Origin of the sequence: Paraburkholderia sp. PGU19, from assembly GCF_013426915.1 — a bacterium.
Taxonomy (GTDB): Bacteria; Pseudomonadota; Gammaproteobacteria; order Burkholderiales; family Burkholderiaceae; genus Paraburkholderia.
Genome location: NZ_AP023179.1, coordinates 834,858 through 857,103, shown reverse-complemented (window position 1 = coordinate 857,103; position 22,246 = coordinate 834,858). Strand labels below are relative to the sequence as shown.

Here is a 22,246-nt window from a genome sequence, read left to right as displayed (position 1 = left end):
TGAGCCAAAACAGCGGCTACGCTCGACGCGTGCCGCTGTCCGTCATCAGTCGCATGAATGAAGCGCCGGAGATCAATCCGTCTCGCGCGCCGGCACCAGAATTTCGCGGTTGCCGTTCGACGACATCGCCGACACCAGCCCCGACTGCTCCATCTGTTCGAGCAGACGCGCGGCACGATTGTAGCCGATGCGCAGATGCCGCTGCACGAGCGAGATCGACGCGCGGCGGTTCTTGACGACGATTTCGACCGCCTGATCGTACAGAGGGTCGGACTCGCCGCCGCCCGCGCCGGTTCCCGACGCGTCGGCCGAGCCTTCGTCGCCTTCGCCCGACACGCCGCCTTCGAGCAGCCCTTCGATATAGTTCGGCTCGCCCTGCTCCTTGAGCTTCTCGACCACGCGATGCACTTCGTCGTCGGACACGAACGCGCCGTGCACGCGGACCGGCAAGCCGGAGCCCGGCGGCAGATACAGCATGTCGCCCATGCCGAGTAGCGATTCAGCGCCCTGCTGATCGAGAATGGTGCGCGAGTCGATTTTCGACGACACCTGGAACGCCATCCGCGTGGGCACATTGGCCTTGATGAGGCCGGTGATGACGTCGACGGACGGACGCTGCGTCGCGAGAATCAGATGGATACCCGCCGCACGCGCTTTCTGTGCGATACGCGCGATCAGTTCTTCGACCTTCTTGCCGACCACCATCATCAGGTCAGCCAGTTCGTCGATCACGACGACGATATGCGGCAGACGCGACAGCGGTTCAGGTTCGTCCGGTGTCAAGCTGAACGGATTGGGAAGCTTCTCTTCGCGCTTCGCCGCTTCGTCGATCTTGTTGTTGAAGCCCGCGAGATTACGCACGCCAAGCTTGCTCATCAGCTTGTAGCGGCGTTCCATTTCGGCGACGGTCCAGTTCAGCGCGTGACCGGCCTGACGCATGTCTGTGACGACGGGACACAGCAGATGCGGAATGCCTTCATAGACGCTCATTTCGAGCATCTTCGGATCGATCAGGATCATTCGCACCTGATCCGCGCTCGCCTTATAGAGCAGCGAGAGAATCATCGCGTTGATACCGACCGATTTGCCCGAACCCGTCGTACCCGCGACCAGCAAGTGCGGCATCTTCGCGAGGTCCGCGCACACCGGCTTGCCGCCGATGTCCTTGCCGAGGCCCATCGTCAGCGGCGAGCCGGCGTCGGCGTACACGGCCGAGCCGAGAATCTCCGACAGCCGCACCGTCTGACGACGCTGGTTCGGCAGTTCGAGCGCCATGAAGTTCTTGCCCGGAATTGTCTCGACGACGCGAATCGACGTCAGCGACAGCGAGCGCGCCAGGTCCTTCGCCAGATTCACGATCTGGCTGCCCTTCACGCCGACAGCCGGTTCGATTTCGTAACGCGTGACCACCGGACCAGGATAAGCCGCAACCACGCTCACATCGACGCCGAAATCCTTCAGCTTCTTCTCAATGAGACGCGAGGTGAATTCGAGCGTATCGGCGGAAATGGTTTCTTGCGATGCAGGCGCGGGATCGAGCAGCGAAATGGCAGGCAGCGTGGAATCGCCAGGCAGGCTGTCGAACAGGGGCACCTGGCGTTCTTTCTCGACGCGCTCCGATTTCTCCGGCTTCGTCACGGGCGGCACGATCACGACGGGCTCGTGCTCCTCGATCTTCACGCGGCTCTGTACGACCTTGCCCTCGCGTTTCACGGCCGCCGCTTCGCCGAGCTTGCGGTCGCGGCCCGCTTCGCGGCGCAGTTTGGCCAGCGTGACACCGTTGATGATCGAATCGCCGACCCGCTCGCACACCGAAAGCCACGAGAAACGGAAGTACAGCGACAAGCCGATACCCAGCGCGATCAGCAGCGCCAGCGTGCCGCCTGTAAAGCCGAGCGCATGCGAGACGCCCTTCGCGACCGCCTCGCCGACCACGCCGCCGGGCGCGCGCGGTAACTGCACTTTCAGCGACCACATGCGCAGCGCTTCGATGCCGTCGCAAGCGAGCAGCACCAGCACGAACGCGAACACGTCCGCGAGCCAGCTATGGTCACGCGGCGCGTCTTCGTCCGGTTCTTCGTGACGCGTGATGCGCTTGTAATTCGCCGAAATGCGGCGCGCGATCAGCACGATCCACCACCAGGCGGACAGGCCGAAGAGCAGAAGGAAAATGTCGGAGGTCCAGGCGCCGACGCGGCCGGCCCAGTTCGAGATGTGATCGACCTGCGCCGCGTGCGTCCAGCTTGGGTCGCGGCGGCTGTAACTGATCAGCGCCATCACGAGGAAAACGCCGAGCGCCACCTGAAGAATCCAGCGGATTTCGGTGAAAAGGCGCGACATGCGATGGGGCAATGCCTGCGCGTTCGCGGAATAGGTAGCTTTTGCCATTGAGCCTGTTGCGTGTGCGGCTTGCAGCGGTTTCGGGTTCCGGTTCGGTTCCGGTTCCCGTTGCCCTTCAATTCACCGTCGGGACCGATCCGGGTGCCGACGAGTTGAGCCGAATCCTGCCGGCAAGCCGCCTGTCGTTCGTCGGCGACTATTGTAAACGCACTGTTGCGTGCAAGGCTGTAAATGACAGTAACGTTGGCCGAACGGCCAGGAATGTCGTAATTCCCATACGTTTTGGGGCAAAACTCGGGGGTTTTCGGCTGGATTTGGCGCTGAAACGGGGTGAAGCAGGGGCTAGGCATTTGGCATCGGCTATCGGTTTCATCGTAAAGCTTCATGAAGCAGCCGCTTGCCCTGCCCTTTATAATACGGCGCTGATACCCAACTAACGTGTCAAGCAGGATTTCCGGCTCGACGCCAGTACCGCCGGTCATGGCAGCCGTGATTCAGCCGCCGACCGACGCTTTTTACGGATTTCGATCATGCCAGCTTCCCCGACCAAACACGCGAAGGTTCTGATTCTCGGTTCCGGCCCCGCCGGTTACACGGCGGCCGTCTATGCGGCGCGCGCCAACCTGTCGCCCGTGCTCGTCACGGGCCTCGCGCAAGGCGGCCAGCTGATGACCACGACGGACGTCGAAAACTGGCCCGCCGACGCCAACGGCGTGCAAGGTCCGGAGCTGATGACGCGCTTCCTCGAACACGCCGAGCGCTTCAACACCGAAATCATCTTCGACCACATCCACACGGCCAAGCTCGACGAGAAGCCGATCCGCCTGATCGGCGATTCGGGCGAGTACACGTGCGATTCGCTGATCATCGCGACGGGCGCGTCGGCGCAATATCTCGGTCTGCCGTCGGAAGAACTGTTCATGGGCCGCGGCGTGTCGGCATGCGCGACCTGCGACGGCTTCTTCTACAAGCAGCAGCACGTCGCCGTGGTCGGCGGCGGCAATACGGCCGTTGAAGAAGCGCTGTATCTGGCGGGCATCGCGAAGAAAGTCACCGTGATCCATCGCCGCGACAAGTTCCGCGCCGAGCCGATCCTGATCGACCGTCTGCTGGAGAAGGAAAAGGAAGGCGTCGTCGAGATCAAGTGGAACCACACGCTCGACGAAGTGAAGGGCAATGAAGGCGGCGTCAACGGCCTGCGGATCAAGGACGTGAAGACAGGCGCGACCACCGATATCGAACTGCAAGGTCTGTTCGTCGCGATCGGCCACAAGCCGAACACGGATATCTTCGAAGGCCAGCTGGAGATGAAGAACGGCTACATCATCACGAACGGCGGGCTGACGGGCAACGCGACGGGTACGAGCGTGCCGGGCGTGTTCGCGGCGGGCGACGTGCAGGATCACGTGTACCGTCAGGCGATCACGAGCGCAGGCACGGGCTGTATGGCAGCGCTGGATGCGCAGCGTTATCTGGAAAGCATCCATGAGTCGATCGGCGAGCGCGCGATGAGCGCTGAAGCCGAGCGCTGATCGGTGTTGACGCGTCCGGGTTTGCCGGGTTGTTTCAGTAGAACGGCGGACGCGGATCGGTAGAATAGCGGCAGACACCTGCTTGCCGCGGTTGCTGAGATTCTCGTTGTAGGAAGGGCCGCGGCGAATGTCGGCGGCCCTTTTTGTTTTTTCTTCGCCCGGGTTGCTGTGGGTGATTGTCCGTTGTCCGCTTCGAATCATCGTCTGATCGCTATGCCTAAGAATCTGCCCCATCCGAGCGAACCGAAACGGCCGCGTATTGCGGCGGCTACTCCTGCTGATGAGGATTCGTCGGCATTCTCTGATGCTGGGTCGGGTTCGTCTTCGGCTTCATCGAAAAAGCCGTTGGTCGAGTCTGGTGCTGGGTTGGCTGGGCTTGGCGGTCTGCGCGATGCGTTGAAAGGCGCGACTCAACGCGCTCAACGGCAGAAAGCTGCGGCAGCGCAGGCGTCACGCGAGGCTGCTGCGGATGCCGATCTGTTTCGACGTGAGATTGGCGAAGTCGCGCCGCTCGGCGCGAAACCGCGCGCGGCTGTGCCCCGCACGCCGCCCGCGCCGGTTCCCGTTCAGACGAAACTCGATGAAGAAGCCGTGCTGCATGAGGCGATCTCCGATGAGTTCGATCCTGAAGTCCTGCTCGATACCGATGAGTCGCTTTCCTATTGTCGGCCGGGTGTGAGCCAGGAAATCGTTAAGAAGCTCCGGCGCGGTGCCTGGATTGTCCAGGCGCAGCTTGATCTGCATGGGATGCGTCGGGAAGAAGCGCGTGAGGCGCTGTCTGAGTTTATTCGTGAATCGAGCAAGCGTGGATTGCGGTGCTTGCGGGTGATTCATGGGAAAGGGCTCGGATCGATTGGGAAAGAACCTGTGCTCAAGGGCAAGGTTCGCGCGTGGCTCGTGCAGAAGGAAGAAGTGATCGCGTTTTCTCAAGCGCGTGCGCATGATGGCGGCGCGGGTGCTGTGCTTGTGTTGTTGCAGCCTGGGTCGGTTGGTCCTGGGTCCTCCTCTTCGTCGTCCGGCAAAGTCTGAGAAGGCTTTTCAACGATGCATCCTCGTCTCACTCTCGCGCTTTCAATCATGGAAGCGCTGGCTATTCTCGCCTACGCAATCTCAGGGTTCATCGAAGCTCGTACGAGACGGCTCGATGCTGTTGGGACTTTTCTTGTGGCGATGGCGACGGCTTTCGGCGGTGGGACGGTGAGAGATATTTTGCTCGATCGGAGGCCGTTCTATTGGGTCGAGCATCAGTGGTACGCGATTCTGATCTTTGTTCTCTCGTTCTTTGCGCCGTTTGTGCTTAAGGCATATACGCGGGTTTTTAACGAGCGGGCTCTGCTGGTGGCGGATGCAGTGGGGCTCGGGCTGTTTAGCATCTCGGGGACGTCGCTCGCGCTCGATGCGCAGATGCCGTGGTTCGTGGCTTCGATGATGGGCGTCGCCACCGGCGTGTTCGGCGGGATTATTCGGGATGTGATTTGCAATGAGGTGCCGCTCATCCTTCGTGATTCGCGGCCGTATGCGACTTGTGCACTCGTTGGGTGTTGGGTTTATCTGCTGCTGGATTACATCAACTTTGATACGGTCTACAGCGTGTTGATTGCTACGGGGTTCATTCTTGTGGCTCGATTGGTGACGTTCAAGTTGGATGTGAGACTGCCACACTGAACTTCCCCTGGTCGGCTGCAGAAATAAAAAAGGCCCCGGGAATCATCCACGGGACCTTTTCCTTGAGGCTAATTTACTAACGTCTGCCTTTAAGCAATCCGCTCTTCCGTCTTAGGATCAAACAGAACCGCCTTAGAGACATCAAACATCAGCGCCATGTTTTGATCAGGCAGCGGATTAGAACTCGGGTGAACGCGGCTAACGATGCGCTTCCCATTAACCTGCGCGAACACCAAAGTATCCGGCCCAGTCGGCTCGATCACATCGACCTTAACATCGATAGCTTGCAGTTTAGCGTCGTCGGCATTATGAGCATTACGCGCATCGGTGATCCGCTCAGGACGCAGACCGAGAATCACATCCTTCCCCACATGCCCCTTTACCGCCCCATCGAAAGGCAGATTCAGCACCGACCGCTTTACACCCGTATCAAGCTCGAGCCCAACGCCTGAACCTTGCTCAACAACCTTACCTTGAATGAAGTTCATCGGCGGCGCGCCGATAAACCCAGCCACAAACAGATTCGAAGGCGAATCATAAATCTCTTGCGGCGCACCGAACTGCTGAACGACGCCATCCTTCATAACCGCGATACGATCGCCGAGCGTCATAGCCTCGATCTGATCATGCGTCACATAAACGATAGTCGTACCCAGGCGCTGATGCAGCAGCTTGATTTCCGAGCGCATCTCAATCCGCAGCTTCGCATCGAGGTTCGACAACGGCTCGTCAAACAGGAACATAGCCGGATCACGCGCCAAAGCACGCCCCATCGCCACCCGCTGACGCTGCCCACCAGACAGTTGGCCAGGCTTCCGATCCAGCAAATGCTCGATCTGCAGCAGCTTCGAAACGCGAGCGACAATCTGATCCTGCTCGCCCTTCGCGACCTTGCGGATATTCAACCCGAAGGAAATATTCTCGCGCACCGTCATCGACGGATACAGCGCATACGACTGAAACACCATCGCGATATCGCGATCTTTCGGCGACAGGTTGTTCACCGTCTTGCCGCCGATCTGAATATCGCCCTTCGTCACGGTCTCGAGACCGGCGATCATGTTGAGCAGCGTCGACTTACCGCAGCCCGAGCCGCCGACGAGAATCAGGAACTGACCGTCTTCGATGTCGATATTGACACCCTTCAGGACAGGCACCCCGTTCGGGTAGGTCTTGTACACGTCACGGATGGAAAGGCTTGCCATGCTGTGAATCCTCTAGTCTCTGTACTGCGGATGCATCGCTAGCTGGCGACGCGAGCCGAATACCGTTGAGCACCGCCGCTCACGTCAACGCGCAAGCAGCGGTCTACACAAAAATTAACCCTTCACCGCGCCCGCCGTCAGGCCGCGCACGAAATAGCGGCCGGCGATCACGTAGACGAGCAGCGTCGGCAGTGCCGCGATGATCGCGCCCGCCATGTCGACGTTGTATTCCTTCACGCCCGTCGACGTATTCACGAGGTTGTTCAGCGCCACGGTGATCGGCATCGAATCGACGCCGGAGAACACGATACCGAACAGGAAGTCATTCCAGATCTGCGTGAATTGCCAGATCAGGCACACCATGAAAATCGGCAGCGAGATCGGCATCATGATCTTCGTGAAGATCATGAAGAACCCGGCGCCGTCGATACGCGCCGCCTTAACGAGTTCTGCCGGCACGCTCACGTAGAAGTTGCGGAAGAACATCGTCGTGAATGCGATACCGTAGACCACGTGCACCAGCACCAGCCCGCCAATCGTGTTCGACAGGCCGAAGTAGCCTTGCACGCGCGCCATCGGCAGCAGGATCGCCTGGAACGGAATGAAGCAGCCGACCAGCAGCATCGTGAAGAACGCATCCGCGCCACGGAAGCGCCAGTGCGTCAGCACATAACCGTTGAACGCGCCGATGATCGACGACAACAGCACGGCCGGGATCACCATCTTCACCGAATTGAAGAAGAACGGCTGCATGCCTTCGCAGCGCACGCCCGTACAGGCTTCGCTCCATGCCTTGATCCACGGCGCGAAGGTCCAGTGCGTCGGCGGCGTCAGCAGGTTGCCGCTGCGCAGCTGGTCGATGTCCTTGAACGACGTCGACAGCATCACGTACAGCGGGAACAGGAAGTACAACGCAAACAGAATCAGCGCCGCATAGATGACAACGCGACTGATGTTCATCTTAGGCTGCATTGCGCGTGCTCCTCGATTCGAGATACATCAGCGGCACGAGCACGGCCACGACGGTTGCGAGCATCATCATCGACGACGCAGCGCCGACGCCCAGTTGCCCACGGTTGAACGAAAACGTGTACATGAACATCGCGGGCAGCGACGACGACGTGCCCGGACCGCCCGCCGTCAACGCGACGACGAGGTCGAAGGTCTTGATCGTGATGTGGCAGAGAATCAGCAGCACCGAGAAGAACACGGGGCGCATGCTCGGAATCACGATCTTGCGGTAGATGGTCGGCAGCGTCGCGCCGTCCACTTGAGCAGCCTTGAAAATTTCGCTGTCGACACCGCGCAAACCCGCGAGGAACAGCGCCATCACGAAACCCGTCGATTGCCACACGGCCGCGATCACGACGCAGAAAATCGCCTTGTCGGGGTCGCCCAGCCAGCCGAACGAGAAGCTCGTCCAGCCCCAGTCGTTCAGCACTTTCTGGAAGCCGAGATCGGGGTTCAGAATCCACTGCCATGCCGTGCCCGTCACGATGAACGACAGCGCCATCGGATACAGGAACACCGCACGCAATGCGCCTTCATTGCGAATTTTCTGATCGAGCAGGATCGCGAGAAACAGACCCAAGCCGACGCAGATCGCGATAAACGGAATGCCGAACCAGCCAAGGTTCGCCGCCGACGTCCACCATACGTCGTTATCGAACAGTTCGACGTACCGGTCGAAACCGGCGAAATCGTAACGCGGCATCAATCGCGAAGTAGACAGCGACAGATAGCCCGTGATGAGAATGAAACCGTAGACAAAGACAAGGCTGATTACGATGCTGGGAGACAACACCAGCTTCGGCATCCAGCGGTCGGCCAATGCCGCCATCGGCGACACGCGTGCGGTTGACGCCGTGCCTTTTGCGTTTCCGCTAATAGAAGCAGTCACAACTTGACTCCTGGAACTGTGCCGTCAGGCATCAGGGGAAGACACCAGAACGGCAGAGGCGCGGTGATGCATTGCACCATCGTCGTCCGGCACGCATGGTTTATTAAAGGCCATGCGCGCCGGGCGTTCTGCTACAACTGTGCTACGACTGCCTTACTTGGTCTTCGCAGCCTTCGCGAGTGCAGCAACGGCGGTCTTGGAGTCCTGATTCGAGTTCATGAACTTCGTCACGACGTCCGAGATTGCGCCTGCTGCTGCGTCCGGCTGAGCCATGCCGTGAGCCAGCGACGGCACATAGCCGCCCGACTTGATGGCCGTCTGTTCATCAGCGTAGGACTTCTTCGCGCAGTCGTCGAATTTATCCATCGACACACCCAGGCGGACCGGGATCGAGCCCTTGTACAGGCTGAACTGCTCCTGGAAGTCCGGGCTCATGATGGTCTTCGCGAGCGCGAGCTGACCCGCCGTCGCTGCCTTCTGGCCCTTCTGCTGGAAGAACACGAACGAGTCGACGTTGAACGTGTACGACTTCTCCGTGCCCGGAACCGCTGCGCAGATGTAGTCGGAACCGGACTTCTTGTTCGCGTTCGCGAACTCGCCCTTCGCCCAGTCGCCCATGAACTGCATGCCGGCCTTGCCGTTGATGACCATCGCCGTTGCCAGGTTCCAGTCACGGCCCGTGCGGCCGCTGTCGAAGTAACCCTGGATCTTGCGGACCGTGTCGAACACGCCGACCATCTTCTCCGACGTCAGCGTCTTCTGGTCGAGGTCGACCAGCGCCTTCTTGTAGAAGTCCGCGCCTTGCGACAGCACGACGTCTTCCCACAGCGTCAGGTCTTGCCACGGCTGGCCGCCCATGGCGATCGGCTGGATGCCGGCTGCCTTCATCTTGTCGGCGACAGCGAAGAACTCAGGCCACGTGGTCGGCACCTTGCCGCCTGCCTTGTCGAGCGCTTCCTTGTTGATGTACAGCCAGTTGACGCGGTGCACCGAGAACGGCGCGGCGACATAGTGGCCGTCTGCGTGGATGATCTTGTCGATTTCGGGCGGCAGGTTCTTCTTCCAGTCACCCGCGACGGAGTCGATGTTCACCAGCACGCCTTGCGATGCCCAGTCCTGGATCAGCGGACCCTTGATCTGAGCCGCGCTCGGCGCGTTACCCGAGATCACCTGGGTCTTCAGTGCCGTCATGGCCGCTGCGCCCGCACCGCCTGCCACCGCGAAGTCCTTCCACGTGTATCCCTGCTTCTGCAGGTCGTCCTTCAACACGCCGACAGCCTTCGATTCGCCGCCCGAGGTCCACCAGTGCAGCACTTCAACCGATTCGGCCGCCTGTGCCGTGGCGACGCCACACATCAGACCTGCGGCGCACAGGGCGCCCATGATCGCACGGAATTTCATTGCTTATCTCCTCCAGACACCTGAACTTAAAAACGAGTGGCCCCTGATGTCACCAGGGTGTGATGGTTGGTCAAACAGGCAATGCGATGGACGGTCGAGCGTCGGGCAGGCACATGATGATGTGGTTGTGCCAGCGTGCCGAGGCTCGGCCGCGTGACGCTCAAGAGATGAGTGATTTGCGATGCAAGAACTGTCTCCTCTTTTGATTTTTGCCTGCTCCGCCTTCTGACTGCGGCGCGTTGCAGACTCGAGGTGGTCCGCGCACGTCGTTCAATGAAAACGCCTGTCTCCGTCATGCTGCGCCGCGCTCAAAGGGCACGCTGGCGCATGTCGGAACGCGTTGTCCGTTAACATGCAGGGAAGCTACGATCACCCGCGAAAAGGCGCTTGTTCACAAGCCCCGCACGCTTTTTTCATCGAATTCACGTTACCTCTTGATTTGGATTGTAGTTAAACTACAATTCAGTGTCAAAAAATATTTTATTGGACTACGGGCGCCTTACAGGCCCATCGGACATCCCACGGAGACGCATGCAAACCGACTCTAGCTTCACCTTCGTTCTCTTCGGCGGAACTGGCGATCTGTCGATGCGCAAGATTCTCCCGGCTCTGTATGAAGCGCACCGTGCAGGCATGCTCGCGGCGAGCGGCAAGATCGTTGCTGTCGCGCGTCATGAGGAAGACCGTGCGGGTTATCTGCAATGGGTCAATGAGCACGTGAAGGCGCATGTCGCGAAGAGCGGCATCGATGAAAACGCGTGGGCGGGCTTTGTCGACCGTATCGAGTATGTGAAGCTCGATCTCGGCAAGGCCGAAGACTTCGTCAAGCTGCGCGATGCCTTGCAGGATCACGCCGGTACGCGCGTGTTCTATCTGGCCACAGGCCCGTCGCTGTTCGTGCCGATCTGCCATGCGCTCGCGTCCGTGGGCTTGAACGAGAACGCGCGCATCGTGCTGGAAAAGCCGCTTGGCTATGACCTGCGTTCGTCGAATGCGATCAACGACGCTGTCGGCGAGATCTTCGCCGAAGAGCAGATCTACCGCATCGACCACTATCTCGGCAAAGAGCCCGTGCAGAACCTGCTGGCGCTGCGTTTCGGCAATGCGCTGTTCGAACCGCTATGGCGGCGCGAGTGGGTCGAGAGCATCCAGATCACGATTGCGGAAGAACTCGGCGTCGAAGCGCGCGGCGACTTCTACGACAATACGGGCGCGTTGCGCGACATGGTGCAGAACCATTTGCTGCAACTGCTTTCGATCGTCGCGATGGAACCGCCGCATTCCATGGATTCGGATTCCGTCCGCGATGAAAAGCTGCGCGTGCTGCGCGCCTTGAAGCCGATCGATCCGCGCGATATCAGCAAGGTCGCCGTGCGCGGCCAGTATCACGCGGGCGTCATTCGCGGCACATCCGTGCCCGCGTATGCGACGGAATCCGGCGTGAAGACGGACAGCGCGACGGAAACGTTCGTCGCGCTGAAGGTCGAGATCGAAAACTGGCGCTGGGCGGGCGTGCCGTTCTTCCTGCGCACGGGCAAGCGGCTCGCCGATCGCGTCGCGGAAATCGTGGTCAACTTCCGCGCGGTGCCGCATTCGGCGCTCGGGGCGTCGGCGCTGCGCGCGGGCGCGAACCGTCTCGTGATCCGCCTGCAACCGAACGAAACGATTCGCCTCTATTGCCTCGCGAAGAAGCCGGGCGAAGGGATGAACCTGTCGAGCGTCCACCTCGATCTCGCCTTCGACCAGTTCTTCAAGGAAGGCCAGATGGAGGCGTATCAACGTCTGCTGCTAGACGTGATCAACGGACGCCTCGCCCTCTTCGTGCGTCGCGACGAACAGGAAGCGGCATGGAAGTGGGTCGAGCCGATCCTCAACGAATGGGCCGCGTCAGGCAAGCCGAAGCCTTACGCGTCGGGCACGTGGGGTCCCGCCGCCGCGAGCGCGATGCTCGCGCAGCATGGCACCTGCTGGCTCGAAGAAGAGAATTGAACTGACTCGATTGGACGTTTGAGCGGCGCGTTTTGTTTTGTCCTGCGATGATCGATGTTTGTCTCGCGGCGCGCCGTATGAAGTATCGATTGAACACAGCTTGAATCGCCGGACCGGACCTGGATCACAAAGGACCGGTAGCGGCAGCCGCGGGACATGTCGACGGCGGCTCCTATCTGGAACCGACGTCGCGCCGCAGCAATTCAGATCAAACAAAGAAAGCAGCATGGAGGAGAAGTGATCGAGCTTCACGCTTTCGACGACCCGCGCGCCCAATCCGACGCGCTGGCGAAGGCGGTCGGCGACGCGTTACATGCGTCGCTCGCCGCCCGTGCGAGCGCGACCCGCGCCCGCGCAACGACGCTTGCCGTGTCCGGCGGCACGAGTCCGCGTCCGTTTCTGCAAACCCTGTCCACGCAGCCGTTCGACTGGAAGCGCATCGCGGTGACGCTCGTCGACGACCGCTGGGTGCCCGAAACCGACGACGCCAGCAACGCGCGCCTTGCACGCGAGACGCTGTTGCAGCATGCCGCGCGTGACGCCGCCTTCCTTCCGCTCGTGGATACGACGCAATCGCTCGATGCCTACATTGCCGCGCTGAACGGCGAAGTTGCGAGCGGCGATCGTCATTTGCCCGACATTGCCGTGCTCGGCATGGGCGAAGACGGCCACACGGCATCGATTTTCGCGGACGCGCCCGAATGGGACCATGCGATCTCGACAGCCGATCCGTTCGTCGCCGTGCATCCCGGCGCCGCGCCGCATGCGCGCGTGAGCTGGTCGATGTCCGCCTTGAAGAAGATCGACCGGGTGTTCCTGCTGATCGCCGGTCAGAAAAAGCTCGACGTGCTCAATGCCGCCGCAGCCGCCCAACAAAAAAATGCCATCTCGACGTTGGCGAACGACAAGGGAGTGAGACTCGATGTCTACTGGTGTGCAAACTAAGACTGTCCCCGGTGCGGGACAGCACGCCGACGGACCGAGGCTGCTCGCCGACATCGGCGGCACCAATGCGCGCTTTGCGCTTGAGACGGGTCCTGGCGAAATCACGCAGGTGTTGGTCTATCCCTGCGCGGAGTATCCGGGTGTTGCAGAGGTCATCAAGAAGTATCTGAAAGACACCAAGATCGGCCGCGTGAATCATGCGGCGATTGCGATTGCGAACCCGGTCGATGGAGATCAGGTCAGCATGACCAATCACGACTGGACGTTCTCGATCGAAGCGACGCGCCGCGCGCTGGGCTTCGATACGCTGTTGGTCGTCAATGACTTCACCGCCCTGGCGATGGCGCTTCCGGGTCTCACCGATGCGCAGCGCGTGCAGGTGGGCGGCGGCTCGCGTCGTCAGAACAGCGTGATCGGCCTGCTCGGGCCGGGCACGGGCATGGGCGTGTCGGGCTTGATTCCCGCTGATGACCGCTGGATCGCGCTCGGCAGCGAAGGCGGCCACGCGACGTTCGCACCGATGGACGAACGCGAAGACCTCGTGCTGCAGTACGCACGCAAGAAGTGGTCGCATGTGTCGTTCGAACGCGTGGCGGCGGGGCCCGGCATCGAAGTGATCTATCGCGCGCTGGCCCAACGCGACAAGAAGCGCGTGCCCGCGACGCTCGAAGTATCGGAGATCGTCAAGAAAGGTCTTGATGGCGACGCGCTCGCGGCGGAAACCATCGATGTGTTCTGCGGCATTCTCGGCACCTTCGCCGGCAATATCGCGGTGACGCTGGGCGCGCTGGGCGGCATCTATATCGGCGGCGGCGTCGTGCCGCGTCTGGGCGAAGTGTTCGCGCGCTCGTCGTTCCGCCAGCGTTTCGAGGCGAAGGGCCGCTTCGAGGCGTATCTGAAGAACGTGCCGACTTATGTGATCACGGCGGAATATCCGGCGTTTCTCGGTGTATCGGCGATTCTCGCGGAGCAGTTGTCGAACCGCGCGGGCGGCAGTTCGTCGGCGGTATTCGAGCGCATTCGCCAGATGCGTGATGCGTTGACGCCTGCCGAGCGGCGCGTCGCGGATCTCGCGCTGAATCACCCGCGTTCGATCATCAACGACCCGATCGTCGATATCGCGCGCAAGGCCGATGTGAGCCAGCCGACGGTGATCCGCTTCTGCCGTTCACTTGGCTGCCAGGGCTTGTCCGATTTCAAGCTGAAGCTTGCGACGGGTTTGACGGGCACCATTCCCGTCTCGCATAGCCAGGTTCATCTTGGCGATACGGCGACGGACTTCGGCGCGAAGGTGCTGGACAACACGGTGTCGGCGATTTTGCAGTTGCGCGAGCATCTGAACTTCGAGCACGTCGAGGCGGCCATCGATCTGCTGAACAGTGCGCGGCGTATCGAGTTTTATGGTCTCGGTAATTCGAACATCGTCGCGCAGGATGCGCATTACAAGTTCTTCCGTTTTGGCATTCCGACTATTGCTTATGGCGATCTGTATATGCAGGCGGCGTCGGCTGCGTTGCTCGGTAAGGGTGACGTGATCGTCGCTGTTTCGAAGTCGGGACGTGCGCCCGAATTGCTGCGTGTTCTGGAAGTGGCGATGCAGGCGGGTGCCAAGGTGATCGCGATTACGTCGAGTAATACGCCTTTGGCTAAGCGCGCGACCGTTGCGCTGGAAACCGATCATATCGAGATTCGCGAGTCGCAACTGTCGATGATCTCGCGGGTGCTGCATCTGTTGATGATCGATATTCTTGCTGTTGGGGTCGCGATTCGGCGGGCGGCGCCGGCTTCTGAGGTTAGTGCTGCCGTCGCTAAGACCCGCAAGGGCTCGGATGATGATACGTCGGCTGTGCTCGACTGGCTGAGTCATGGGGCGGCGGCGTCGCCGCGGGATTGAGGTTTTTTTTGCCTGCGGCGCTTGGGGTTTGTTGTTGGGGCTTTCGCGCCGCAGGCGATCGGTGTTGTTTGCTTTAGCACAGGCAGTCCGCGATGCGCGGTTTGTCGTGCCGACGTTGGTGTTGCAGTTGGTTTTATTGCTTATGCGCTGGCATCCGCGATTCGTTAGCGTGCTTCAAGCGTCGCCCCTGTGCGGGGCAGCACCTACTTTTCTTTGCCGCCGCAAAGAAAAGTAGGCAAAAGAAAGCGGCTCACACCGCCAACATTTCTTCCTGCCTGAGGGCCCCCAAAGGTTCTTACGCCTCACACGGCAATCACGTGACCCTTGCTTGTTGCCAGCGCTCTTGCGGTGCGCCTCACCCGCTTCACGCACCCGCGTCGCCGCACGCCGTGCCAGACATTCCACGGCCGCCCAGGTGGCACATACCATTCGCTGCCGCTAATTCTTGTGTGGGTGTCTGAAGTGGGTGAGGCGTTCATTCGAAGCGTTGGCAACGAGCACCGACCAGGGCACTGTCATGTGAAGCGTGGGGACGTTGGGGGCCCGTGGATAGGAACACAGGCTGGCGGTGTTAGCCGCTTTCTTTTGCCTACTTTTCTTTGCGGCGGCAAAGAAAAGTAGGTGCCGCCCCGCACAGGGGCGACGCTTGAAGCACGCTAACGAATCGCGGATGCCAGCGAAATCGCGGATGCCAACGCAAAGCCCAAAACACCCACCGCCAAGGCTTGCGCAGCAAACACATCAACTCCGCGGATGCCACTTCAAAACCAACCCTCTCCCAACAAAACACAACGACCCCGCGACAGCAATCGTCACCCCCATCCCTTGGGGCGACCCGTCATGCCAGAGCCCAACGGCAAAACTCGACAAAGCCCCAAGCGCAAGCTGCATAGCCCCGAACACAGCCGCCGCCGCGCCGGCATTACGCGGATAGCGATGCATGAGGTCGGTCGTGCAATTGGCCGACAGCAAGCCAACCACGCCCACGACGAAGAACAGCCCAGCAACGATCGACCACAACCCGCCCCACCCTGTCAGACACATCAGAGCAACGAACAGCGACGCAACGAAGCTGATAGTCGCAGCAGCAGAAATGATAGGCAGCGGCCCGGTGCGCCCAACAACGCGCGTGTTGATAAAGTTGCCAAGCATGATGCCGACAATATTCAGCCCGAACAGAAACCCATAATGCTGCGCGGACACATGAAAGTACTCGATGTAAACGAACGGCGTAGCGGTGATATAAGCGAACATCGACGCGAACGCCATGCCGCCGCATAGCATGTGCCCCCACGTGACGGGGTCTTTCAACAGCGTGCCGTACGCGGCAAATGACTGCAGCACCGCGCCGTGTGCGCGCTTCTCACGAGGCCAGGTCTCAGGAACACGCAAGAACGCGGTAACAGCGCAGACCGCACCGAAAATCGTCAGCGCGATGAACACGACGCGCCAGCCACCAAGCAACAACAATTGCCCGCCAATCAAAGGCGCAAGCAACGGCCCAATCGACGTGACAATAGCGAGCATAGACAAAACGCGAGCCGCGTCGCTTGGCCCGTGCGCATCGCGGGCAATCGCGCGCGCCAGCACCGATGCCGCGCCCGCGCCAAGCGCCTGAAGGAAGCGAAACGTAATGAGCGCGCCAATCGAAAACGACAGCGTGCAGGCAATCGTCGCCAGCGTGTACATGATGATGCCACCGAGCAGCACGGGACGGCGTCCGTAAGCATCAGACATCGGGCCATACAGCAGCATGCCAATCGAAAACCCGAGCATGAAGCTGGTCAACGTGCTCTGCGCGGCGCCGACGCTGACGCTGAACGCCTGCGTGATCGACGGCAGGCTGGGCAGGTACATATCGATCGAAATCGGCCCGCACGCGGCAAGCGCGCCGAGCAGCAGAATCAGCCGGGCATCTGGCCGGGATCTGACGTCGTGAGACATGGAATTCCATTGAGAAGCAGCGCGCGAAGACCGGTCGATGCTGGGCCCAGCGGACCGTGCCGCGCTGCGGATACGGCCCCCGATTGTACCCGACGCCCGCCATCGCCCTGCCCGGTGTCAGCACTCGCCGGGCTTTCCTCGCCTTATCGGTTAAGCTGACCGTCCGTTCCTTCGATACCGATTTCCGACCCAGATGACTGCCTTTTTGCTGATCTGGAGCCCGAAGAAGTGGCCGTGGCCCGAATTGCCGGACGTGGCAAAACGCGTCGCGGCCGGCGAAGCCGTAACTGATGTCTGGGGCTGCGGCTTCTCGCGCAGCATCCTGCCGGGCGACCGCGTGTTCATCCATCGTGTGACGCTCGAGCCAAAGGGCGTGTTCGCGTCGGGCTACGTGACGCGCGCGCCGTACGAGGTGCCCGACGCGACCAAAAAGCGCGGCTACCGGCTGTGCGTCGATTTCGTCTACGACTATCTGGTCGACGCGCATCATGAGGTCGTGATCACACGCGACGAATTGCGCAAGCATCCGTTCTCCGTGCAGACGTGGGACGCCCAAACCTCTGGCATCTCGATCAAGCCGATGGCCGAAGGCGCCCTCGAAAAGCTCTGGATCGAACGCACGGGTAAGCGCGCGCGGCCCGTTGTCGCGCCGGTTGCGGACGCGCCCGCCAAATCGACCAAAGAGCACGCCTCGCAAGTGTGGAGCGCGGCGAACAAGGCCGCTGCCGGCAAGCGCGCGGCACGCGTCGCGATGTACTTCAGTTCGCCCAAACGCCCAAATAGCACGCCCGGCGACGGCGAAGGCAATGGCGGGGGCGACGCCGGCGACACCTGAGCGCAATACCCGGCGCGTCGCCGGACCGGCACGGCTCGCGGCCGACCGCACACGACTCCGGTACAATTTCGTGAGGTCATTTCAGGCTCGTGCGAACGCTGCGCGCTTCGCGGCAAGCCTTTGCACCGCATCGATACCGCCCTTGTACTGCATTCGCGCCAGTCACAGCCGTCCGACGCGCGATCCCAACCCAAGCAGGTCCAACGCTCATGTCCAGCAATCAAGAACTCTTCGACCGCGCCCAGAAAACCATTCCGGGCGGCGTCAACTCGCCCGTGCGAGCCTTCCGTTCGGTCGGCGGCACGCCGCGTTTCATCGAGCGCGCACAAGGCGCGTACTTCTGGGACGCCGAGGGCAAGCGCTACATCGACTACATCGGCTCCTGGGGACCGATGATCGTCGGCCATGTGCATCCCGAAGTGCTCGAAGCCGTGCAGCGCGTACTGGTGAACGGCTTCTCGTTCGGCGCGCCGACTGAGGCTGAGATCGAGATCGCCGAGGAAATCTGCAAGCTGGTGCCTTCGATGGAACAGGTGCGGATGGTGTCGAGCGGCACGGAAGCGACGATGAGCGCGCTGCGCCTTGCGCGCGGCTTCACGAACCGCAGCCGCATCGTCAAGTTCGAGGGCTGCTATCACGGTCACGCGGACAGCCTGCTCGTCAAGGCAGGCTCGGGATTGCTCACATTTGGCAACCCGACCTCGGCGGGCGTGCCTGTCGATATCGCGAAGCACACCACCGTGCTCGAATACAACAACGTCGCGGCGCTCGAAGAAGCGTTCAAGGCGTTCGGCGACGAAATCGCTTCCGTGATCGTCGAGCCGGTGGCGGGCAACATGAACCTCGTGCGCGCGACGCCGGAGTTCCTCGGCGCGCTGCGGCGCCTGTGCACCGAGTACGGCGCAGTGCTGATCTTCGACGAAGTGATGTGCGGTTTCCGCGTCGCGCTGGGCGGCGCGCAAGAACTGTATGGCATCACACCGGACCTCACGTGTCTCGGCAAGGTGATCGGCGGCGGCATGCCGGCGGCGGCCTTCGGCGGACGGCGCGACATCATGGCCCATCTCGCACCGCTGGGCGGCGTGTATCAGGCGGGCACGCTGTCGGGCAATCCGATTGCGGTCGCGGCTGGCCTCAAGACGCTGCAATTGATCCAGGCGCCGGGCTTCTATGACGCGCTGTCGCGTCAGACCACCCGCCTCGTCGAAGGTCTCAAGGAAGCGGCGCGCGAAGCAAAGGTGCCGTTCGCGGCGGATTCCGTGGGCGGTATGTTCGGCCTGTATTTCTCGGAATCGGTGCCGGGCAGCTTCGCGGAAATCTCGCGCTGCGACGTGCCGCGCTTCAACACGTTCTTCCACAAGATGCTGGATGCGGGCGTGTACTTCGCGCCGTCGGCGTATGAAGCCGGCTTCGTGTCGAGCGCGCACGACGACGCGATCGTCGACGCCACCATCGAAGCCGCGCGCGGCGCATTCAAGTCGCTCGCCTGATCCACCACGACGAAACACTGAACGGATAACCCGAAGCCGATGTTCTCGCAGAACGATTTCGTCCACATGGAACGCGCGCTGGCCCTCGCCTGGCGCGGCCTGTACACGACCGACCCCAATCCGCGCGTCGGTTGCGTGCTGGTGAAGAACGGCGAGGTGATCGGCGAAGGCTTCACGCAGCCCGCCGGGCACGATCACGCGGAAATCCAGGCGCTCAAGGACGCGCGCAGCCGCGGCAACGATACGCGTGGCGCGACGGCCTATGTAACGCTCGAGCCGTGCAGCCACTTCGGCCGCACTCCGCCGTGCGCGAACGCGCTGATCGAGGCTAAGGTCGCGCGCGTGGTCGCCGCGATGGAAGACCCGAATCCGCGCGTGTCGGGACGCGGCTTGTCGATGCTGCGCGACGCGGGCATCGAAGTGCGCTGCGGCCTGCTCGAAACGGAAGCGCGCGAACTGAACATCGGCTTCGTGTCGCGAATGATGCGCGGCCGGCCGTGGGTGCGAATGAAGGTGGCGGCGTCGCTGGATGGCCGCACGGGCTTGCCGTCGGGCGAAAGCCAATGGATCACGGGCGAAGCGGCGCGCAACGACGGGCACGCGTGGCGCGCCCGCGCGTCGGCGATCCTGACGGGCATCGGCACCGTGAAGGAAGACAATCCGCGCATGACCGTGCGCGCCGTCGATACCCCACGCCAGCCGCACCGCGTGCTGATCGACAGCCAGCTGGAAGTGCCGCCCGAAGCGCAAATTCTCGCGGGCGCGCCGACGCTGATTTTCTGCAGCACGCTCACGCCGCTGCTCGAAGAACGCGCCGCCGTGCTGCATGACCGCGGCGCCGAGATCGTGCCGCTCGCGAACGAGCAAGGCAAGGTCGATCTGCCGCGCATGCTCGAAGAACTCGCGAAGCGCGAGGTCAACGAACTGCACGTGGAAGCGGGCTACAAGCTGAACGGTTCGCTGTTGCGCGAAGGCTGCGTCGACGAACTGCTGGTTTATCTCGCGCCGAGCCTGCTCGGCAACGACTCGATGAGCATGTTCAATCTCGCCGCACCCGGCTCGCTGGATGCGCGCACGCAACTCGAATTTCATGCCGTGGACCGGATTGGCAGTGACGTGCGGATTCTTGCGCGCCTGTTGCCGAACCCGCCCGCGCTCTGACAGATAGATAGAGGACACGACACGATGTTTACGGGAATCGTCGCGGCAGTAGGCCGCATTGCAGCGATCAAGCCGCTCGGCAACGAGCCGGACGCGGGCGTCCGCCTGACCGTCGAAGCGGGCGGCCTCGATCTCGACGACGTGCAACTGGGCGACAGCATCGCGATCCAGGGTGCGTGCATGACCGTGATCGAAAAAACGCCGGCTTCGTTCGACGTCGACGTGTCACGCGAAAGCCTGAACCGCACGGTGGGCCTCGGCGACACAGGCGAAGTGAACCTCGAAAAGGCGCTGCGCTCCCACGATCGCCTCGGCGGCCATATCGTCTCGGGCCACGTGGACGGGCTCGGCACGGTGACGCGCTTTGCGCGCGTGGGCGAATCGCACGAACTGCGCGTGCTGGCGCCGCGCGAGATCGGCAAGTATCTGGCGTACAAGGGCTCGATCACCGTGAACGGCGTGAGCCTCACCGTGAACTCGGTGACAGACCGCGACGACGGTTGCGAGTTTTCGATCAATCTGATTCCGCATACGGTTGAAGTCACCACGCTCAAGGCCTTGAATGACGGGACGAGGGTCAATCTGGAGATCGACCTGATTGCGCGTTACGTCGAGCGGATGCTCAACGCACCGAAGTAGTCTCGCGCGTCTCTTCGCGGCTGAATATTCGTCCGGACGGCATATGCCATTCGGACGGGCGACTTGCCGGGCGGCGTGGCGTAAAATACGCGCTTTCCCAAACTTCTCGCCAACATGACACTCGCCTCCACCCTTGAAATCATCGCCGAGCTCAAAGCGGGCCGGATGGTGATTCTTGTCGACGAAGAAGACCGCGAAAACGAGGGCGACCTCGTCATCGCAGCGGAGTTCATCACGCCCGAAGCGATCAACTTCATGGCGCGCTATGGCCGCGGCCTGATCTGTCTGACGCTCACGCAGGAACGCTGCAGGCTGCTGAACCTGCCGCTGATGACGCACCGCAACGGCACGCAGTACGGCACGGCGTTCACCGTCAGCATCGAGGCGGCTGAAGGCGTCACCACGGGCATTTCGGCGGCGGACCGCGCGCATACCATCGCCACGGCCGTCGCGGCAAACGCGCGCACCGAGGACATCGTTCAGCCGGGCCACGTGTTCCCGATCATGGCGCAGCCGGGCGGCGTGCTGGTGCGCGCGGGCCACACGGAAGCCGGTTGCGATTTCACGGCGCTCGCGGGCCTCACGCCCGCTGCCGTGATCTGCGAAATCATCAAGGACGACGGCACGATGGCGCGCCTGCCCGACCTGCTGACGTTCGCCGAAGAACATGGCCTGAAGATCGGCACGATCGCCGACCTGATCCACTATCGCAGCCGCACGGAATCGATCGTCGAGCGCGTCTGCGAACGCACGATGCAAACCGTGCACGGCCCGTTCCGCGCGGTGATGTATCTGGACCAGCCGAGCGGCCAGCCGCACATGGCGCTGGTGCGCGGCACGCCTACGCCGGAGCGCGAAACCATGGTGCGCGTGCACGAGCCGCTCTCTGTGCTGGATCTGCTGGAAGTCGGCACGTCCACGCACTCGTGGACGCTCGACGCCGCCATGAAGGAAATTGCCGCGCGCGATCACGGCGTGATCGTGCTGCTGAACTGCGGCGACTCGAAAGAACACATGATCGACGTGTTCAAGGCATTCGACGAAAAGAGCCGGGCCGAGGCGCTCAAGCGCCGCCCGGTGGACTTCAAGACGTATGGCATCGGCGCGCAGATTTTGCGCGAACTCGGTGTCGGCAAGATGCAGGTGCTGTCGAACCCGCGCAAGCTGGGCAGCATGTCCGGCTATGGGCTCGAAGTCACCGGCTTCGTGCCGATGCCGGGCAGCGCGGCCGAAAAGCCGCAGAACTGCTGAACGCATCAACTGTTTTCACGACCAGTTTTCGCCCAGTTTCCGCGTATCTGCGCTC

The 22,246-nt window shown here is 61.7% G+C and carries 17 protein-coding genes; 11 read left to right on the top strand and 6 right to left on the bottom strand.

The features are described 5' to 3' along the window. Nucleotides 1-72: 72 nt before the first annotated feature. Nucleotides 73-2,388, bottom strand: coding sequence for a DNA translocase FtsK (locus H1204_RS03875; RefSeq protein ID WP_180729893.1), 2,316 nt, complete (start codon nt 2,386-2,388; stop codon nt 73-75). A 482-nt stretch (nt 2,389-2,870) separates the two neighbouring features. On the opposite strand from H1204_RS03875, the gene trxB reads away from it, so the two are divergent. The 3 genes from trxB (at nt 2,871) to H1204_RS03860 (ending at nt 5,537) form a co-directional block, all read left to right on the top strand. Beyond that, nucleotides 2,871-3,872 (top strand): thioredoxin-disulfide reductase, encoded by a 1,002-nt coding sequence (trxB, locus tag H1204_RS03870; RefSeq protein WP_091787528.1) that lies wholly within the window; start codon nt 2,871-2,873, stop codon nt 3,870-3,872. A 213-nt stretch (nt 3,873-4,085) separates the two neighbouring features. Continuing rightward, complete coding sequence (locus H1204_RS03865; RefSeq protein ID WP_180729892.1) at nt 4,086-4,901, top strand: Smr/MutS family protein; 816 nt, start codon at nt 4,086-4,088, stop codon at nt 4,899-4,901. A 15-nt stretch (nt 4,902-4,916) separates the two neighbouring features. Further along, nucleotides 4,917-5,537, top strand: a complete 621-nt coding sequence (locus H1204_RS03860) for a trimeric intracellular cation channel family protein (protein WP_042310530.1) — start codon at nt 4,917-4,919, stop codon at nt 5,535-5,537. An 89-nt stretch (nt 5,538-5,626) separates the two neighbouring features. On the opposite strand, the gene ugpC is transcribed toward H1204_RS03860, so the two are convergent. From ugpC to H1204_RS03840, 4 genes are all read right to left on the bottom strand, one after another. Further along, nucleotides 5,627-6,742: a sn-glycerol-3-phosphate ABC transporter ATP-binding protein UgpC gene (gene ugpC / locus H1204_RS03855; RefSeq protein WP_180729891.1), complete on the bottom strand. Its 1,116-nt coding sequence runs from the start codon at nt 6,740-6,742 to the stop codon at nt 5,627-5,629. Nucleotides 6,743-6,856: 114 nt separating this feature from the next. Next, nucleotides 6,857-7,714 (bottom strand): carbohydrate ABC transporter permease, encoded by an 858-nt coding sequence (locus tag H1204_RS03850; RefSeq protein WP_176054276.1) that lies wholly within the window; start codon nt 7,712-7,714, stop codon nt 6,857-6,859. Continuing rightward, nucleotides 7,704-8,582 carry a sugar ABC transporter permease gene (locus H1204_RS03845; RefSeq protein WP_176054286.1) on the bottom strand — a complete coding sequence of 293 codons (879 nt, stop codon included), beginning with the start codon at nt 8,580-8,582 and terminating at the stop codon, nt 7,704-7,706. Before H1204_RS03845 ends, H1204_RS03850 begins: the two co-directional genes overlap by 11 nt. 213 nt (nt 8,583-8,795) lie before the next feature. Then, on the bottom strand, nt 8,796-10,043 hold the full coding sequence (locus H1204_RS03840; protein WP_180729890.1) for an ABC transporter substrate-binding protein: 1,248 nt from the start codon (nt 10,041-10,043) through the stop codon (nt 8,796-8,798). A 531-nt stretch (nt 10,044-10,574) separates the two neighbouring features. Between H1204_RS03840 and zwf the strand changes: the two genes are divergently transcribed. The 3 genes from zwf (at nt 10,575) to H1204_RS03825 (ending at nt 14,871) form a co-directional block, all read left to right on the top strand. Next, nucleotides 10,575-12,032, top strand: a complete 1,458-nt coding sequence (gene zwf / locus H1204_RS03835; protein ID WP_180729889.1) for a glucose-6-phosphate dehydrogenase — start codon at nt 10,575-10,577, stop codon at nt 12,030-12,032. Nucleotides 12,033-12,269: 237 nt separating this feature from the next. Next, nucleotides 12,270-12,977 carry a 6-phosphogluconolactonase gene (gene pgl / locus H1204_RS03830; RefSeq protein ID WP_180729888.1) on the top strand — a complete coding sequence of 236 codons (708 nt, stop codon included), beginning with the start codon at nt 12,270-12,272 and terminating at the stop codon, nt 12,975-12,977. Beyond that, nucleotides 12,955-14,871 (top strand): bifunctional transcriptional regulator/glucokinase, encoded by a 1,917-nt coding sequence (locus tag H1204_RS03825; RefSeq protein ID WP_180729887.1) that lies wholly within the window; start codon nt 12,955-12,957, stop codon nt 14,869-14,871. Before pgl ends, H1204_RS03825 begins: the two co-directional genes overlap by 23 nt. A gap of 741 nt (nt 14,872-15,612) precedes the next feature. Here the strand turns inward: H1204_RS03825 and H1204_RS03820 are convergent. Further along, nucleotides 15,613-16,815, bottom strand: a complete 1,203-nt coding sequence (locus H1204_RS03820; protein WP_180729886.1) for a Bcr/CflA family multidrug efflux MFS transporter — start codon at nt 16,813-16,815, stop codon at nt 15,613-15,615. A 193-nt stretch (nt 16,816-17,008) separates the two neighbouring features. Here H1204_RS03820 and H1204_RS03815 point away from each other — a divergent pair, with 193 nt between their 5' ends. The 5 genes from H1204_RS03815 to ribBA all read left to right on the top strand — a co-directional run bounded on the left by H1204_RS03815 (nt 17,009) and on the right by ribBA (nt 22,191). After that, nucleotides 17,009-17,650 carry a hypothetical protein gene (locus tag H1204_RS03815; protein WP_180729885.1) on the top strand — a complete coding sequence of 214 codons (642 nt, stop codon included), beginning with the start codon at nt 17,009-17,011 and terminating at the stop codon, nt 17,648-17,650. Nucleotides 17,651-17,859: 209 nt separating this feature from the next. Continuing rightward, nucleotides 17,860-19,140, top strand: a complete 1,281-nt coding sequence (gene hemL / locus H1204_RS03810; protein ID WP_180729884.1) for a glutamate-1-semialdehyde 2,1-aminomutase — start codon at nt 17,860-17,862, stop codon at nt 19,138-19,140. A 39-nt stretch (nt 19,141-19,179) separates the two neighbouring features. Beyond that, on the top strand, nt 19,180-20,301 hold the full coding sequence (gene ribD / locus H1204_RS03805; protein ID WP_180729883.1) for a bifunctional diaminohydroxyphosphoribosylaminopyrimidine deaminase/5-amino-6-(5-phosphoribosylamino)uracil reductase RibD: 1,122 nt from the start codon (nt 19,180-19,182) through the stop codon (nt 20,299-20,301). Nucleotides 20,302-20,325: 24 nt separating this feature from the next. Next, on the top strand, nt 20,326-20,940 hold the full coding sequence (locus H1204_RS03800) for a riboflavin synthase (RefSeq protein WP_180729882.1): 615 nt from the start codon (nt 20,326-20,328) through the stop codon (nt 20,938-20,940). Nucleotides 20,941-21,054: 114 nt separating this feature from the next. After that, entirely contained in the window at nt 21,055-22,191 is a 1,137-nt protein-coding gene (ribBA, locus tag H1204_RS03795; protein ID WP_180721715.1) for a bifunctional 3,4-dihydroxy-2-butanone-4-phosphate synthase/GTP cyclohydrolase II, read from the top strand. Nucleotides 22,192-22,246 lie beyond the last annotated feature (55 nt).

What these genes read in the sequence shown, in the direction of transcription:
- H1204_RS03875 (WP_180729893.1), bottom strand. Translation starts at nt 2,388, where the DNA reads ATGGCAAAAGCTACCTATTCCGCGAACGCGCAGGCATTGCCCCATCGC.
- trxB (WP_091787528.1), top strand. Translation starts at nt 2,871, where the DNA reads ATGCCAGCTTCCCCGACCAAACACGCGAAGGTTCTGATTCTCGGTTCC.
- H1204_RS03865 (WP_180729892.1), top strand. Translation starts at nt 4,086, where the DNA reads ATGCCTAAGAATCTGCCCCATCCGAGCGAACCGAAACGGCCGCGTATT.
- H1204_RS03860 (WP_042310530.1), top strand. Translation starts at nt 4,917, where the DNA reads ATGCATCCTCGTCTCACTCTCGCGCTTTCAATCATGGAAGCGCTGGCT.
- ugpC (WP_180729891.1), bottom strand. Translation starts at nt 6,742, where the DNA reads ATGGCAAGCCTTTCCATCCGTGACGTGTACAAGACCTACCCGAACGGG.
- H1204_RS03850 (WP_176054276.1), bottom strand. Translation starts at nt 7,714, where the DNA reads ATGCAGCCTAAGATGAACATCAGTCGCGTTGTCATCTATGCGGCGCTG.
- H1204_RS03845 (WP_176054286.1), bottom strand. Translation starts at nt 8,582, where the DNA reads ATGGCGGCATTGGCCGACCGCTGGATGCCGAAGCTGGTGTTGTCTCCC.
- H1204_RS03840 (WP_180729890.1), bottom strand. Translation starts at nt 10,043, where the DNA reads ATGAAATTCCGTGCGATCATGGGCGCCCTGTGCGCCGCAGGTCTGATG.
- zwf (WP_180729889.1), top strand. Translation starts at nt 10,575, where the DNA reads ATGCAAACCGACTCTAGCTTCACCTTCGTTCTCTTCGGCGGAACTGGC.
- H1204_RS03825 (WP_180729887.1), top strand. Translation starts at nt 12,955, where the DNA reads ATGTCTACTGGTGTGCAAACTAAGACTGTCCCCGGTGCGGGACAGCAC.
- H1204_RS03820 (WP_180729886.1), bottom strand. Translation starts at nt 16,815, where the DNA reads ATGTCTCACGACGTCAGATCCCGGCCAGATGCCCGGCTGATTCTGCTG.
- H1204_RS03815 (WP_180729885.1), top strand. Translation starts at nt 17,009, where the DNA reads ATGACTGCCTTTTTGCTGATCTGGAGCCCGAAGAAGTGGCCGTGGCCC.
- hemL (WP_180729884.1), top strand. Translation starts at nt 17,860, where the DNA reads ATGTCCAGCAATCAAGAACTCTTCGACCGCGCCCAGAAAACCATTCCG.
- ribD (WP_180729883.1), top strand. Translation starts at nt 19,180, where the DNA reads ATGTTCTCGCAGAACGATTTCGTCCACATGGAACGCGCGCTGGCCCTC.
- H1204_RS03800 (WP_180729882.1), top strand. Translation starts at nt 20,326, where the DNA reads ATGTTTACGGGAATCGTCGCGGCAGTAGGCCGCATTGCAGCGATCAAG.
- ribBA (WP_180721715.1), top strand. Translation starts at nt 21,055, where the DNA reads ATGACACTCGCCTCCACCCTTGAAATCATCGCCGAGCTCAAAGCGGGC.